Source organism: Polaribacter pacificus, assembly GCF_038024035.1.
GTDB lineage: Bacteria > Bacteroidota > Bacteroidia > Flavobacteriales > Flavobacteriaceae > Polaribacter > Polaribacter pacificus.
Window position 1 is genome coordinate 1,898,482 of sequence record NZ_CP150664.1, and the last position, 16,106, is coordinate 1,914,587.

A 16,106-nucleotide genomic window follows, 5' to 3' on the forward strand; every position below is an offset into this window, starting at 1 on the left:
ATGTTACAAATACCTTTATTTCAATTAGAATCTTTTGGGCCGTTACCTACCATTGTGGTAGCTGTGCTATCGATTATTGTCATTTTCGTGACACTTGTTAAACGCTATAAAAGATGTCCATCAGACAGAATTTTAGTGGTGTATGGAAAAGTTGGTGGTGGTGAATCAGCAAAATGTATTCACGGTGGAGCAGCATTTATCTTCCCTGTGATTCAAGATTATCAGTTTCTTGATTTAACACCGATTTCTATCGAAGTTAATTTGGTCAATGCACTGTCTAAACAAAACATTCGTGTTAATGTACCATCAAGATTTACTATTGGGGTTTCTACTGAGCCAGGAATCATGCAAAATGCAGCTGAGCGTTTATTAGGTTTAGCACAAGCAGATATTCAAGAATTGGCACAAGAAATAATTTTTGGTCAACTGCGTTTGGTAGTTGCATCTATGGATATTGAAGAAATTAATAGTGATAGAGATAAATTTTTAACCAATATTTCTCAAAGTGTAGAATCAGAATTAAAGAAAGTTGGTTTAAAACTGATCAACGTAAATATTACAGATATTGTTGATGAGTCTGGTTATATTGAAGCTTTGGGTAAAGAAGCTGCAGCACATGCTATTAATGCGGCACGTAAGTCTGTAGCAGAAAAAAATAGAGATGGTTCTATTGGTGAAGCCAATGCCGTTCAAGATGAAAGAACCCAAGTTGCAGCAGCAAATGCACAAGCAGTTGAAGGAGAGAATACAGCAAAAATTGCGGTTGCCAACTCTGACTCCTTGCGTAGACAACGTGAAGCTGAAGCAGAACGTGTTGCAATTGCATCAGAAAAAGTACAAACAGCAAACGCCTTAAAAGAATCGTATGCAGCAGAGCAAGAAGCAGAAACTGCCAGAGCAGAAAGAGAGCGTTCTTCACAGTTAGCAGATGTTATTGTTCCTGCAGAAATCGATAAAAGAAAAGTAGAAATTGATGCAGAGGCAAGAGCAGAAAATATTAGAAGAATTGCAAAAGGAGAGGCAGATGCCATCTTGTTTAAAGCGCAGGCTGAGGCACAAGGACAATACGAAGTATTAACCAAGCAGGCAGCAGGTCTTGATCAGATTGTAAAAGCAGCAGGAAACAGTTCTAAAGATGCTGTATTATTATTGATTGCTGATAAATTACCAGAGCTGGTTAAAACACAAGCAGAAGCTATTAAAAACATTAAGATTGATAAGGTGACTGTTTGGGAAAACGGTGGAGGTGAAAACGGAAAGTCATCAACGTCCAACTTTATCTCAGGCATGTACAAATCTGTACCGCCTTTGCAAGAGATGTTTAATATGGCAGGTATGCAATTGCCAGACTATTTAAAAGGAAAAGAACTTCCGACAGACCCATCAGAAGATGTTACAGAGGATACTTCTTCCAAATCATAAGAAATCAAAAACTAAAAAATTCCGCAACATTTGCGGAATTTTTTGGTTTATAGCACCTGCTTAGAGGTTTAGCTGTTTTTCTAAAGCTATTCCGTTCATATTCCTTCTTTGAGAACTCCTTGATTAATATTAGGAACTTTTTAACGAGAGAATACGCCTGTTTATTTAAAGAACATTTTACAATTTAGTAACTTTGTGCTTTAATTTTTTTACATGGATTTACAGTTATCTCAAATTGAGAGGGTAAAAACAATTACCAAAGAAGATTTTATAAAAAACTACTTTAAGCCTCAAAAGCCTGTAGTTATTGAGCAGTTTATTACTGATTGGCCAGCCTACAACAAATGGAGCTTAGACTATATGAAAGAGCAGGTAGGAGACAAAATAGTGCCTTTGTATGATGATAGACCTGTAGATTATAAGGATGGGTTTAATGAGCCACACGCCACCATGAAAATGGCTGATTATATTAATCTTCTTAAAAGAGAACCTACAAAATTTAGAATCTTTTTATGGAACATTTTAAAAGAGGTTCCAAGTCTTCAAAAAGATTATCGGTATCCTGATTTTGGTCTGCGTTTAATGAAGGGTTTGCCCATGTTGTTTTTTGGAGGAAAGGACTCTTATACTTTTATGCATTACGATATTGATTTGGCAAATATTTTCCATTTTCATTTTGAAGGAACCAAGAGAGTTATTCTTTTTGATCAAAAACAGAACAAGTATTTGTACAAGGTGCCACACTCTTTGATTACTCGAGAAGATATAGATTTTTCTAACCCAGATTTTGAAAAATGGCCAGCTTTAAAAAATGCAAAAGGCTATGAAACCCAATTAAACCACGGTGAAGTTTTGTATATGCCTGAGGGTTATTGGCACTATATGAAATATCTTACTCCAGGCTTTTCTATGAGTCTAAGAGCCATTGCAAGAAAACCAAAGAACTTTTCAAAGGCCGTTTACAATGTTTTTATCATGCGAAGCATAGACAATCTTATGCGAAGAATTAAAGGACAAAAATGGATAGACTGGAAGAATAATCAAGCGATTGTAAAAACAAATAAGGTTCTAGAAAAAGAAGGGCGTTAAGGTCCTCTTGTTTTTAAATGATTTTATACCCTATAAAAAAAGCTCTTGAATTTTCAAGAGCTTTTTTGTTTGTATGGTTTGGCTTATTTAAAGAGCCATCGATATATATCGTTTCCGTTGGCAAAGAGCAGCAGGATAATTAATAAGAAAAAACCTGCGATTTGAGCATATTCTAAAAACTTATCTCCTGGTTTTTTTCCGGTAATCATTTCCCAAAGGGTAAATACCACATGACCTCCATCTAATGCAGGGATTGGCAATAAATTCATAAACCCTAACATGATAGACAAAAAGGCTGTGATGTTCCAAAAAGATTCTGCGCTCCACTCAGAAGGAAAGATGCTCCCGATAGAGATAAAGCCTCCTAATCCTTTATAAGCACCAGTGCTTGGATTAAATATTTTTTTCAATTGTTTAATGTAGCCCGCTAAGGTTTCATAAGCTTTATTGGCTCCGGCAGGAATCGCTTCGGCAAAAGTAAATTGATTGTTTTCCAATTCGTAATAACCAAGCTTTTCTAAGTCAGATACAGACAATCTTGCCAGGGAAACACCCAAGGCTCCATCTTCTGTAACTTTTACAGGTAGATTAAGGGTTTTATTTGATCGTTTAACGCTAATCTCAATGTCTTGTCCTTTTAGACCTTCTAGATGCTTTTGAGCTTCATCAAAATAAGTAATAGAGACACCGTTAATAGCAGTAATAATATCTTTAGTAGCCAAACCACTTTTTAAATTTGGAGAGTCTTTAGAAAGAGCTCCTACCATAAAAGGATATCTTGGTAAAATAAAAGAACCTTCGTTTTTACCGCGTTCTATTAATTTTGAGATAAAGTCGATTGGGATTTCTTTTTCGATAACTTGACCATTTCTTTCAATGGTATAGTTGTTTCCGTTGATGAATTCTACAGGTAGGCTGTTAAATTTTCGAACTGAATTACCGTCAATACTTAGAATCTTATCTCCGTTTTTAAGGCCCAAATCGGTACCTAATTGATCTTGTACCCAAACACCACCTTTTACATTATCATTAGGTAAAAAGTTTTCGCCATAGGTGTACATTAACATGATATAGATAAAAATACCCAAGATAAAATTAACGATCACACCACCCAACATGATAATCAATCGTTGCCAAGCTGGTTTAGATCTAAACTCCCAGGGTTGTGCAGGTTGTTTCATTTGCTCGGTGTCCATGCTTTCATCGATCATTCCAGAGATCTTAACATAACCACCTAAAGGAATCCAACCAATACCGTATACCGTATCTCCAACTTTCTTTTTTACCAAAGAAAACTTATAATCAAAAAATAAGTAGAATTTTTCTACTCTTGTTTTAAAGAGTTTTGCTGGGATAAAATGCCCCAATTCATGCAGAACGATTAAGAGCGATAAACTTAAAATAAATTGAGATGCCTTTATCAGTATTTCCATTGAGCTGTTTTCTTTTTATAATCCCGCAAATGTACGTTTTTAATAAGAGTTGTAAAATAGCATTTTAAATCTATTGCTTGTTTTAACAAACTTTTATCGGTCATTTCTTTGATTATCTTCGTCTTTACAAGAATTATGTAGTAATTTTGTAGCTCTTCAAAGCTTTATTTTATGAAATCGTTTTCTTTTAAGAAATCACTACCATTTATCATCATAGCGGTGGTTCTATCGGTAATTTCACTGATTGTTTTTTACAATTTATTGTCTGTTGATAAACGACTGCCTATTTACAGCCCTTCTGATGTAAACCCGAAGTTGGTTGATGCCTCTGTAAAGCATATTCGAGTAAATCATGAGATCGCAGCATTTAACTTGACCAATCAAAATGGAGAGCAGATTACCCAAAAAGATTACGATGGTAAAATTTACATCGCTGATTTTTTCTTTACCCGTTGTCAGACCATCTGTATTGCGATGGCATACAATATGAGTGAGCTTCAATCTTACTATAAAAATGATGATGACATTATGTTTTTATCACATTCCGTAACTCCAGTAATGGACAGCGTACCTGTGTTAAAAGCCTATGCAGAAAACAAAGGTGTTATTGATGGCAAGTGGAACGTAACCACGGGTTCTAAAAAGCATATTTATGAGCTGGCTAGAAAAAGCTACTTTGCTGTTTTAGATGAAGGCAATGGAGACGAAGATGATTTTATTCATACCGAGCAATTTATTTTAGTAGATAAAGAACGCAGGATTCGAGGATATTATGACGGTACAGACAAAGAAGAAATGAAAAAACTTATTTCAGACGTCGCTTTGTTAAAAGAAGAATATCAAAAAAAGAAATAATATTTAATAAGAGTCAATTAACTTGTTTAGAATCATTCTAAATTTGTATCTTTGCTTTCTAAAATTTTGGCTTTTTGGACACAATTGCAAGCTTATTAATTGGAGAGGTAGGAATCATCACAGAAGATGCTTTGGATAATATTCCTCTAAAACTATTAGAAATGGGATGTTTGCCAGGAGCAGAGGTTGTTATTTTGCAAATAGCTCCGCTTAAAGATCCCTTATATATTTGTGTAAACGGAAGTCACTTAGCCATTCGTAAAGAAATGGCAGCACAAATAAGAGTGGTAAAAAGTGAATAAATGGAAAAAGCAAGGCCCATTAAAGTAGCATTGATAGGAAATCCCAATACAGGGAAGACCTCTTTATTTAATCAACTAACAGGGTTAACTCAGAAAGTTGGAAACTACCCAGGGGTAACTGTAGACAAAAAAGAGGGTACTTGCAAATTACCAAACGGAACAGCTGCTACCATCATTGATTTACCCGGTACCTATAGCATCAACCCTACATCTATTGATGAAAGCATCGTTTTAAAATCGCTGTTAAATACTGATGATAATAACCATCCAGATGTTATTGTTTTGGTGGCTGATATAGAAAATTTAAAAAGAAACTTACTGCTGTTTTCTCAAGTCAAAGACTTAGAGATTCCCATCGTTTTGGCCATTAACATGGCAGATCAACAGGAGAGAAAAGGAATTTTTATTGATCTAAAAACCTTAGAAAAAGAATTGCAAACAGAGGTTGTACTGATGAGTGCCAGAAAGCACGAAGGTATTACAGAGGTAAAAGAAGCAATTGAGCGAGCAGCTCAAGTAGAAAAAGGGCATCCACTGTGTTCTATAAATCACAAAATTGACGCTGATTATTTTAAATTGCTAAAAGAGGTAAGCCCAAATCATACCTTGTATGAGTTGTGGTTAATGATTACTCAAAACAATTACCCCAATCAGCTTACAGAAGAAGAAAAAATTAAACTACAAGAATTTAGACAAGACCTGTCTAAGTTAAAACGCTATCAGCATAAAGAAACTATCCATCGCTATCAGCAGATTAACGATATCTTAAAAAGAACCTATCGAGTAGATCAAGCGAAGGCTAAAAACCTACGCGGTAGATTGGATCGTGTGTTTACACATAAAATATTTGGCTATGTAATTTTCTTTGGGATTTTACTGTTGATTTTTCAATCTATTTTTGATTGGTCTTCTGCCCCAATGGATTTTATTGATGGAGCTTTTGCTAGCCTTAGTGATTTTGTAAAAGAGCAAATGAGTCCAGGAGTATTGACAGATTTAATCACAGACGGAATTATTCCAGGTATTGGAGGTGTGGTTATTTTTATTCCACAAATTGCCATCCTATTTTTGTTTGTTGCCATTTTAGAAGAAACAGGCTATATGAGTCGTGTGGTTTTTTTAATGGATAAAATTATGCGAAAGTTTGGAATGAGCGGTAAAAGTGTCATTCCATTAATTTCTGGAACCGCTTGTGCTATTCCTGCTGTGATGGCAACCAGAACAATAGCAGGTTGGAAAGAACGCCTTATTACTATTTTGGTAACCCCGTTTACCACCTGTTCTGCGCGTTTGCCTGTGTATGCTATTTTAATTTCTTTGGTCATCCCGAATAAAAAATTATTTGGCTTTTTTAGTCTTCAAGGTTTTGTATTGCTATGTCTTTATGTTTTAGGTTTTGCGACGGCAATTATTTCTGCCTACCTATTGCACAAAACACTCAAGGTAAAAAACACTTCGTTTTTTGTAGCCGAAATGCCAAACTACAAATTACCATCTCTTAAAAATGTCTTTTTTGATGTATTAGAAAAAACCAAGGCCTTTGTTTTTGGAGCCGGAAAAATAATCTTAGCCATCTCTATTGTTTTGTGGTTCTTGGCTTCTAACGGACCAAGTTCTTTTGATACCGTAGAAAAAAACATTGTAGAAAACACTCAAAACAATGCGCTAAGTGCAGATGAAATGCAGCATAAAATAGCTTCGGCTAAGTTGCAAAACTCTTATATCGGTATTATGGGTAAAGCCATAGAACCAGCAATCAAACCATTGGGTTATGATTGGAAAATTGGGATCGCATTAATCAGTTCTTTTGCTGCACGTGAGGTCTTTGTGGGCACACTGGCAACCATATACAGTGTAGAAAGTGGAGATGAAGACACAAGTACTATTAAAGAACGTATGCGCGCTGAGGTCAATCCTGATACAGGAGAAAAACGATTTAATTTGGCCGTAGGAATGTCCTTGCTTATCTTTTATGCCTTTGCCATGCAATGTATGGGAACCTTGGCCGTTGTAAAAAGAGAAACAAAATCTTGGAAGTGGCCTCTTTTTCAGTTATTCGGAATGGGAGCTTTGGCCTATGTAGCTGCTTTTATAACCTATACAATCTTTAGCTAATGCAAGAAATCATCGCCTATAGCATCCTTATATTTGCCCTATATTTTCTGGCAAAAAAATTTCTTTTTAAAAAGAAAACAAGCTCAGATAGCTGTGGATCTGGCTGTGGAAAATGCTAAGTAAGCATCCTAAATTACACATTTGATAAAAAAATAGTATCATTACAGTGTAAGGAAGTCTTTTTTTTAAGACCTAATCCCTAAACTAATCAAATACACAAATCATGAAAAAAAATGTTTTAGTCATTGCTCTTTTTGCAATTGCAGCCTTGTTTTCTAATGAAACTACTGCTCAAAAATTTTCAACATTGGACAAGAGCCCAATGGATGTAGCTTCTTTCCCAACGAGCTATAAAATTTCTGATAAAATTGTAAAAATCACCTATAGCCGACCACAGTTAAGCGGAAGGTCTTTAGAGGCTTTAGCACCAAAAGGAAAACTATGGAGAACTGGAGCCAATGAAGCTGCAGAAGTTGTTTTTTATAAGGATGTAACCTTTGGTGGTAAATCAGTTAAAGCAGGAAGATATACCATGTTTACGATTCCTAATGATAATGAATGGACGATTATTTTAAGCACTGCTGAGAATGTTTGGGGAGCGTACTTTTATAAAGAAAGTGAAGATGTTGTTAAGGTAAAAGCAAAAGTATCTTCTAGTATTGCACCAATAGAGGCTTTCTCTATGACCTTTGACGATAATATGAACCTATACATGGGCTGGGAGTATACAGTTGTAAAAGTTACAATTAAATAAGAATTTAACTAATAAATAAAAAGAGATACATCATGAAAAAAAATGTTTTAATCATTGCTTTTTTAGCAATCGCAGGCTTGTTTTCTACAGAAGCAACCGCACAGAAATTTGAAAATAAACTTGATAAGAGTCCAGCAGATATTGCCTTGTACAAAACAAAAGCAGATGGAGTAATTGCAAAAGTAATCTATGGAAGACCACAATTAAAAGGGAGAAGTCTTTCTAAGTTGGCGCCTGCAGGAAAAGTATGGAGATTAGGAGCCAATGAGGCGACTGAAATCCAATTTTTTAAAGACGTTACTTTTGGTGGAAAATCAGTAAAAGCAGGTACGTATACAATGTTTGCAATTCCTGGAGCAAATCAATGGACCATCATCTTAAATAAAGCTACCAATGTTTGGGGTGCTTTTTCTTATAAACAAAGTCAAGATGTTGTAAGAGTAATTGCAAAAGTTTCTAACAACAGCAAGACTCTTGAAGCATTAGAGATCGTATTTTCTAATTCAGGAGATATGTATATTGGATGGGCAAATACAGTAGTAACTGTTCCAGTAAAATAAGTCTAAATCACATCAATTTAAGAATCCGAAAACTGCATTTTTCGGATTTTTTTATGCCTGATGTTTTGGTTTTTTGCTAATTAAATAGACCCCTAAAACCACCAGCAGACAGCAGACAATTTTTATGGGATGTATGTCTTGTGCGTATTCTGTTTTACCCAAGACAAATGCATACAAGCTTACCATAAGAAAGCTAACTACAGGCTGTAAATACACATAGCTTCCATTGACAGAAGGCGACACATAATTTAAGGCATAAATATTAAACAAGTAGGCTAAAAAGGTGGTTCCGACCACTACAAAAAGGATGGCTGCATAAGTTTGAGCAGTAAAGGCCTCAAAATTTGTTTGTAGTATGTCTGGAATCCCAAAAGGAAGCATAAACAAGAAACCAAAGAGAAATACCCAGCTAATTACAGTAAGTGAATTGTAGCTTTTCATCAAAGGTTTTACCAGCACAAGGTACAGTCCATACGAGCAGGCGTTTAAAAAGACCAAGATGTTTCCAAGCAAAGAACTAGTGCCCTCTGTATTGTTTCCAAACCAAACCAACAAAACAGCTCCGACCCCTCCAATAGAAATCCCTAGCAGTTTGTTTCTGGTAATTTTTTCTTTTAAAAGCAAGGCGCTAAAAACTAAAACAACAATCGGGATTGCGGTAATAATGATAGAAGCATCAATTGGTGAGGTTAAATTTAATCCGTGAAAAAACAGCAATTGATTGGCAGCTACTCCTAACAATCCACATAAAATTAATCGAGGAAAATGCTTTTTTTCTATGCGTTCTTTGATAAATGACTTGATAATCCAGAATAAAATTCCAGCACCAACAATCCGTAAAAAAATAAATCCAGAAGGACCAATTTTAGTAGGCATTATCCCTTTGGCAATAATATAATTTGCTCCGTAAATTAGGTTGGCGCCCAATAAGGCTAAATGCGCTTTTACAAGATTATTTTTCACTCTACTTAAAATTTATTCTGCAAAGAACTGACTTTTTTATTGAATTTTTACCCTGTAATAGCAATAAAAAATGGCTATTAAAATTCCTTTAATCTTTTAGGAATAAGCTGTAACTTTGGGCCTTCTAAAAAGCAGAAAATCACATGCAATACAATCATATTGAGATCGAAAAGAAATGGCAAGAATTTTGGGATAAAAACCAAACTTTTAAAGCCTCTAATGAATCAGAGAAACCTAAATATTATGTGTTAGACATGTTCCCGTATCCATCTGGAGCAGGATTGCATGTTGGGCATCCCTTAGGATATATTGCCAGTGATATTTATGCGCGTTATAAGCGTCATAAAGGATTTAATGTATTGCACCCACAAGGCTATGATTCTTTTGGTTTGCCAGCAGAACAGTACGCTATACAAACAGGACAGCATCCAGCAACGACTACAGAAGAAAATATTACTACCTACAGAAGACAGTTAGATAGAATCGGTTTTTCTTTTGATTGGAGTAGAGAAGTACGCACATCAAACCCAGATTATTACAAGTGGACTCAGTGGATTTTTATTCAACTGTTTAACTCTTGGTACAATAAAGACACAGACAAAGCAGAGGATGTTGCTAGCTTGATTAAGATCTTTAAAAAATCAGGTAATACTACGGTAAATGCTGTTTGTGATGAAGATATCAAATCTTTTACTGCGGATGAGTGGAAGGCAATGACCAAAGAAGCTCAAGAAGAAATTTTATTACAATACAGATTGACATATTTGTCAGATACCGAAGTAAACTGGTGTCCAGCTTTGGGAACAGTCTTGGCCAATGACGAGATTGTAAACGGTGTTTCAGAACGTGGAGGTCATCCTGTAGTCAGAAAAAAAATGACTCAGTGGTCAATGAGAATTTCTGCCTATGCGCAACGTTTGTTAGATGGATTATCAACAATAGATTGGCCACAACCACTAAAAGATTCTCAAACCAATTGGATAGGCCGAAGCGAAGGAGCGATGGTTACTTTTAAGGTTGCTGGAGATACTTTAAAAGAAGATGCAGGAGTTAAACTTAACTATAAAGAGTTAGAAGCTTTAAAAGAGCTTCGTTTAAATTTATCAAAAGCAGAAACGCTTCTCTGGGATGAATTAAAAAACAAAAAAGGCGCAGCAAAATTTAGAAAAAAATACACCATCGGTACGTTTTTAGTAGATTATGTGTGTTTGGCTAAAAATATAATTGTAGAGTTTTCTGGTAAAGAAGACCAAGCAGAAAGAGATCTTTTATTTGCAAACGAAGGATTTAATGTTATCCGTTTTACAAATGAAGAGGTTGTAGAAAATGTATTGAGTGTTGTTTCTAAGATTAACAATGCAATTCAATTTGCAAAACCAATAGAAAAAACAGCTAAAAAAGCAGTTATTACTCCAAGCGAAAGCGAGAATTCTTATAGGATTAGTGTGTTTACAACACGTCCAGATACCATCTTTGGAGTGTCGTTTATGACCCTTGCTCCAGAACATGAGTTGGTTTCTAAAATTACCACTTCAGAACAAAGAAAGTCTGTTGAGGCCTATGTAAAAGCAACAGCAAAACGCTCTGAACGCGATCGTATGGCCGATGTAAAAACCATTTCTGGTGTGTTTACAGGTGCCTATGCAGTTCATCCATTTACAGGAAAACAGATTCCTGTTTGGATTGGAGATTATGTATTGGCAAACTACGGAACAGGTGCAGTAATGGCAGTTCCTTGTGGAGATCAACGCGATTATGATTTTGCAAAACACTTTGGACTTGAGATTCCGAATATTTTTGAAAATGTAGATATCTCAGAAGCTGCACATGCAGACAAAGAAGGTACTAAAATTGCAAATTCTGATTTCTTAAATGGCCTATCGTATAAAAAAGCGATGAAATTAGCCATTTACGAACTAGAAAAACAAGGTTTTGGTCAAGGAAAAATAAACTACCGTTTGCGCGATGCTGTGTTTAGCAGACAACGTTATTGGGGAGAGCCTTTCCCAGTCTATTACAAAGACGGAATGCCGCAAATGATTGATGAGAAACACTTGCCAATTGTCTTGCCAGAGGTAGAGAAGTATTTGCCAACCGAAGATGGGAAACCACCTTTAGGAAACGCAACAGCTTGGGCTTGGGATTCACGTGCTAAGAAAGTCGTGTCTAATGAAAAGCTTAAAAACAAAACGGTATATCCTTTAGAACTAAACACCATGCCAGGTTGGGCAGGAAGTTCTTGGTATTTTAACCGCTATATGGATGCTACAAATACAGAAGAATTTGCAAGCAAAGAATCTTTAGACTATTGGAAAGAAGTTGATTTGTACATTGGAGGATCAGAGCACGCAACCGGACATTTATTGTACGCGCGTTTTTGGCAAAAATTCTTGTTTGATAAGGGCATAGTTCCGGTAGATGAGTTTGCAAAAAAACTAATCAACCAAGGGATGATTTTGGGGGAAAGTGCTTTTGTCAGAATTATTAATCGTGGTTATTATGGTTATAAAGAAGGAATATCTTCTGATGAATTAGAAGAAAGAGATAATGTTTTTGATAATCTATTTAATGATTTATTTCTAGGTCAAGTTATTTCTTGGTCAAAATTAGAAGGAAAGTTAGTGCATCAAGCGATTAATGGAGAATTGTATAAATTATCAGATATAGTTGATTTACCTAACTTAAGAGAGAAGTTTGAAAAACTTGGTTTTGAATATGATAAAATTAACTTTACAGTAAACAAAAGACACATTTTAGTAGATTATGTTAATCTTCAAAATGAAATAGATACTGAAGGGTTTTTAAAATGGTTCAATGATAGTAAAGTTAGATTTGATAAAGAATTTAGTGATGAAGAAAAATTCACTGTTTCTCGTGAGGTAGAAAAAATGTCAAAATCCAAATACAATGTGGTAAACCCAGATCTTATTTGTGAAGAATACGGCGCAGATAGTTTGCGATTGTTTGAGATGTTTTTAGGGCCTTTAGAGCAAACAAAACCTTGGAAAAATTCTGGTATTTCTGGAGTGTCATCCTTCTTAAAGAAATTGTGGAAGTTGTACCATTCGGGAGAAAATGGAACGTTTTATGTGGACAACTCCCCTCCTTCGGAGGGGTCGGGGGAGGAATTAAAAACCTTACATAAAACTATTAAAAAAGTAGAAGAAGATATAGAGAATTTCTCTTTCAACACCTCGGTTTCTACCTTTATGATTGCAGTTAATGAGCTAACAGCCTTAAAATGCAACAAGCGTGCAATTTTAGAGCCTTTAGCAATTTTGGTATCGCCTTATGCTCCGCATATTGCAGAAGAATTGTGGAGTTTATTAGGACATAAAGAGTCTATTGCCACTGCAAATTTCCCTGTTTTTGATGCAAGTCATCTGGTAGAAAGCAGTAAGGAATATCCAATTTCATTTAACGGAAAAATGCGCTTTACGCTAGAGTTGCCTTTAGATTTAAGCAAAGAAGATATAGAAAAAGCAGTTATGGCACATGAAAAAACGATTGCGCAATTAGACGGAAGAACTCCTAAAAAAGTGATCATAGTTCCCGGAAAGATTGTCAACATCGTTGGTTAAGATTTTCTGCCTGTTTTTAGTTGTCATTCTTAAATGAGGAACATAATAAGAACCTATAAATTAAAGTCGTTACACAGTTTGTAACGACTTTTTTATTTAACTATCTTGTGGCTTTAAAGAGCGCATACCATGTTTAAAAAAATGTCTTTACGGAATCGTATTTTTTTAGCAATGATTTTGTTGGTGTTGTTGGCATCGATACTTATTGTTGGTGTAACCATCTATCAATACGATGAAGAAAGAAAAGAATATAACAAAGAGCGTTTTAGCAGAAAAGAAGAGGCGGTCATCTCAAATTTTGATTTTGAATTAAAAAGACAAGGGCTCGATTCCATTACAACTCCAAAGCTTGTTGAGGTTTTTCAAGAGCGGATTTATGAAATTTCTAGTGTCCATAATTTAGACATTACCATCTTTGATTTGGATGGGAATCTTTTAAAAACGTCAAATACTCTTAACTCTTTTAGCAACGCGCCAAAAACGGTTTTATCTCAACAAATTTTAGACGATCTAGAGACCTTTCCATCTCACAGAGTTTTTAGCAGTGTAGAGATGGGAAACATTAGTAATGAAACCTCATACAACTATATTACAGACTTAAAATTTAAATCAATAGCGGTTATAGAATTAAAGTTTTCGCAAGACAATTCTGATCAAAAAAGAGAGCTAAAAGAATTTATTTCTAGGTTGGCTTATGTTTATGCGTTTATGTTTATGATTGCCATCGTTTTGGCTTATTTTTTATCGAGATATATTACCAAGTCTTTAAAAACCATCTCTGATAAGATTAACAGAACGACCTTGCACAAACGGAATGAAAAAATTGAGTTTTCATCCGCCAGTGAAGAAATTGCCACTTTGGTCAATGCCTACAACAGCATGATTGACCAACTAGAAGAGAGTGCAGCAAGATTGGCTAAAAGCGAACGTGAACAAGCTTGGAGAGAGATGGCAAAACAGGTGGCCCACGAAATTAAAAACCCGCTGACACCGATGCGTTTAACCGTGCAAAGTTTTGAGCGAAAATTTGATCCAACAGATCCAAAAATTAAAGACAAAATTAAAGAGTATAGTCAAACCTTGATTCAGCAAATAGATGTAATGACCTCTATTGCATCTGCCTTTTCTGATTTTGCAAAGATGCCCAAACAAAACAAAGAACCTGTTGATGTGGTCGCTGTGGTAAAACTAGCCTTAGAGATTTTTAATGACAGCAATATTAATTACGAATCTACTGCCTCTGATATTGTAGCCAATTTAGACAAGACCCAGCTAATACGCATCGTTACAAACTTGGTAACCAATGCACAACAAGCTGTAGAAAGCAAAGAAAACCCTGAGATAAAGGTAACGGTTACTCAAGATGAACACAATGTAATCATTTCTGTAGAAGACAATGGAAAAGGAATTTCTGAAGCGGTAAAAGATTTAATTTTTGAACCAAAGTTTACCACAAAATCAAGTGGAATGGGCTTGGGATTAGGGATGATTAAAAAAATTATTGAGGCCTATAACGGAAGTATCAGTTTTACCTCAGAAGAAAATAAAGGAACCATATTTACTGTAACCATACCAAAAACTTAAAAAAATGACATTTGAAAATTTACGGATCGCTATTGAAAATAAAATAGCCATCATTATCATTAACAGACCCACAAAACTAAATGCCTTAAACAAGCAAACTATAGAAGAATTGCACGAGGCCTTCTCTGCGTTAGATGCAGACAAAGAAGTCAAGGTAATTTTAATTACAGGAAGCGGAGAAAAAGCCTTTGTTGCTGGTGCAGACATTTCTGAGTTTGCTCATTTTGATGTTAGTCAAGGAGGAAGTTTAGCCGCCAAAGGACAAGAAATTTTATTTGATTTTATAGAAAATCTAGGAACGCCTGTTATTGCGGCAATCAACGGATTTGCTTTAGGGGGAGGTTTAGAATTGGCAATGGCCTGTCATTTTAGAATCGCTTCAGACAATGCAAAAATGGGGCTTCCAGAGGTTTCTTTGGGTGTTATTCCAGGCTATGGTGGTACTCAACGTTTGCCTCAACTTATAGGAAAAGGACGCGCTATGGAATTGATTATGACTGCAGGAATGATAAGCGCAGAAGAAGCCAAAGCTTATGGCTTGGTAAACCATGTAACTAGTCAAGAAGATCTGTTGCCTTTGGCAGAGAAAATCGCTAGTAAAATGCTTAGAAATTCATCGGTTGCTATTGGAGCAGCAATCAGAGCAGTTAATGCTAATTTTAAAGAAGGGGTTAATGGATTTGAAACAGAAATTTCTGAATTCGGAAACTGTTTTGGAACAGAAGATTTTAAAGAAGGAACTACTGCTTTTTTAGAAAAAAGAAAAGCTGATTTTCCTGGAGCGTAAATTATTTTACGCCATTCCACTCATCATAAAATTGTTGAAGAAATGTTTCCATAAATGCATGGCGTTCTTCAGCAATTTTTTTTGCCGTCGCTGTATTCATTTGATCTTTTAGCAATAACAATTTTTCGTAAAAATGATTGATTGTTGGCGAGTCAGATTTTTTATACGCCTCTTTGGTCATGGTTAAATTTGGTTTAATCTGAGGGTCGTATAAGGCTCTGTTTTTAAATCCTCCATAATTAAAACAGCGCGCAATTCCAACAGCTCCAATAGCATCTAGGCGATCGGCATCTTGAACAACGGCAAGCTCTGGAGAGCTAAAAGCAACTCCATTTTTTTCCAAGCTATTTTTATAAGAAATGTGTTTGATGATGTTTGTTATATGGTCTATAATTAAAGAGTCAACCCCTTGTTTTTCTAAGAAAGTTCTAGCCTTTGCAGGGCCAACTTCTTCATCGCCGTCATAAAATTTTGCGTCGGCAATATCGTGCAATAAGGCCCCTAAAGAAACAATTAAAAGGTCTACCTGTTCTTCTTTTGCGATGAGCAATGCGTTCTTATAAACCCGCTCTATATGAAACCAATCATGTCCTCCTTCGGCGCCTTTTAAGGTTTCTTTTACAAAGGCGATGGTTTGGTTGATAAGTGTATCTTGGTTCAT

13 protein-coding genes are annotated in these 16,106 nt (G+C 35.6%); 10 read left to right on the top strand and 3 right to left on the bottom strand.

All coding sequences use genetic code 11. The annotated features are described in order from the left end of the window. Positions 1-1,422 carry a flotillin family protein gene (locus WHC90_RS08620; RefSeq protein ID WP_188598072.1) on the top strand — a complete coding sequence of 474 codons (1,422 nt, stop codon included), beginning with the start codon at positions 1-3 and terminating at the stop codon, positions 1,420-1,422. A 213-nt stretch (positions 1,423-1,635) separates the two neighbouring features. After that, positions 1,636-2,511 carry a cupin-like domain-containing protein gene (locus WHC90_RS08625; RefSeq protein WP_188598073.1) on the top strand — a complete coding sequence of 292 codons (876 nt, stop codon included), beginning with the start codon at positions 1,636-1,638 and terminating at the stop codon, positions 2,509-2,511. Positions 2,512-2,594: 83 nt separating this feature from the next. On the opposite strand, the gene rseP is transcribed toward WHC90_RS08625, so the two are convergent. Next, the gene (gene rseP, locus WHC90_RS08630; protein ID WP_188598074.1) at positions 2,595-3,944 is read right to left on the bottom strand and encodes an RIP metalloprotease RseP; all 1,350 of its coding nucleotides are present in this window, start codon (positions 3,942-3,944) and stop codon (positions 2,595-2,597) included. A 171-nt stretch (positions 3,945-4,115) separates the two neighbouring features. Between rseP and WHC90_RS08635 the strand changes: the two genes are divergently transcribed. The 5 genes from WHC90_RS08635 (at position 4,116) to WHC90_RS08655 (ending at position 8,530) form a co-directional block, all read left to right on the top strand. Next, a complete protein-coding gene (locus WHC90_RS08635; RefSeq protein ID WP_188598075.1) occupies positions 4,116-4,799 on the top strand; it encodes an SCO family protein in 684 nt (227 codons plus the stop codon). A gap of 74 nt (positions 4,800-4,873) precedes the next feature. Further along, entirely contained in the window at positions 4,874-5,101 is a 228-nt protein-coding gene (locus WHC90_RS08640; RefSeq protein WP_188598076.1) for a FeoA family protein, read from the top strand. After that, a complete protein-coding gene (feoB, locus tag WHC90_RS08645; protein ID WP_188598077.1) occupies positions 5,102-7,216 on the top strand; it encodes a ferrous iron transport protein B in 2,115 nt (704 codons plus the stop codon). It begins immediately after the preceding gene. Positions 7,217-7,439: 223 nt separating this feature from the next. Continuing rightward, entirely contained in the window at positions 7,440-7,970 is a 531-nt protein-coding gene (locus WHC90_RS08650; RefSeq protein WP_188598078.1) for a DUF2911 domain-containing protein, read from the top strand. A gap of 32 nt (positions 7,971-8,002) precedes the next feature. Next, on the top strand, positions 8,003-8,530 hold the full coding sequence (locus WHC90_RS08655; protein ID WP_188598079.1) for a DUF2911 domain-containing protein: 528 nt from the start codon (positions 8,003-8,005) through the stop codon (positions 8,528-8,530). Between the two features lie 51 nt (positions 8,531-8,581). Here the strand turns inward: WHC90_RS08655 and WHC90_RS08660 are convergent, their stop codons facing one another. After that, positions 8,582-9,493: a DMT family transporter gene (locus WHC90_RS08660; RefSeq protein WP_188598080.1), complete on the bottom strand. Its 912-nt coding sequence runs from the start codon at positions 9,491-9,493 to the stop codon at positions 8,582-8,584. A 143-nt stretch (positions 9,494-9,636) separates the two neighbouring features. Between WHC90_RS08660 and WHC90_RS08665 the strand changes: the two genes are divergently transcribed. The 3 genes from WHC90_RS08665 (at position 9,637) to WHC90_RS08675 (ending at position 15,445) form a co-directional block, all read left to right on the top strand. Continuing rightward, positions 9,637-13,074 (top strand): leucine--tRNA ligase, encoded by a 3,438-nt coding sequence (locus tag WHC90_RS08665; RefSeq protein WP_188598081.1) that lies wholly within the window; start codon positions 9,637-9,639, stop codon positions 13,072-13,074. A gap of 171 nt (positions 13,075-13,245) precedes the next feature. Next, positions 13,246-14,658 (top strand): sensor histidine kinase, encoded by a 1,413-nt coding sequence (locus tag WHC90_RS08670; protein ID WP_188598596.1) that lies wholly within the window; start codon positions 13,246-13,248, stop codon positions 14,656-14,658. Positions 14,659-14,662: 4 nt separating this feature from the next. Further along, positions 14,663-15,445 (top strand): enoyl-CoA hydratase/isomerase family protein, encoded by a 783-nt coding sequence (locus WHC90_RS08675; protein ID WP_188598082.1) that lies wholly within the window; start codon positions 14,663-14,665, stop codon positions 15,443-15,445. A gap of 1 nt (position 15,446) precedes the next feature. On the opposite strand, the gene WHC90_RS08680 is transcribed toward WHC90_RS08675, so the two are convergent. After that, a complete protein-coding gene (locus WHC90_RS08680; protein WP_188598083.1) occupies positions 15,447-16,106 on the bottom strand; it encodes an HD domain-containing protein in 660 nt (219 codons plus the stop codon).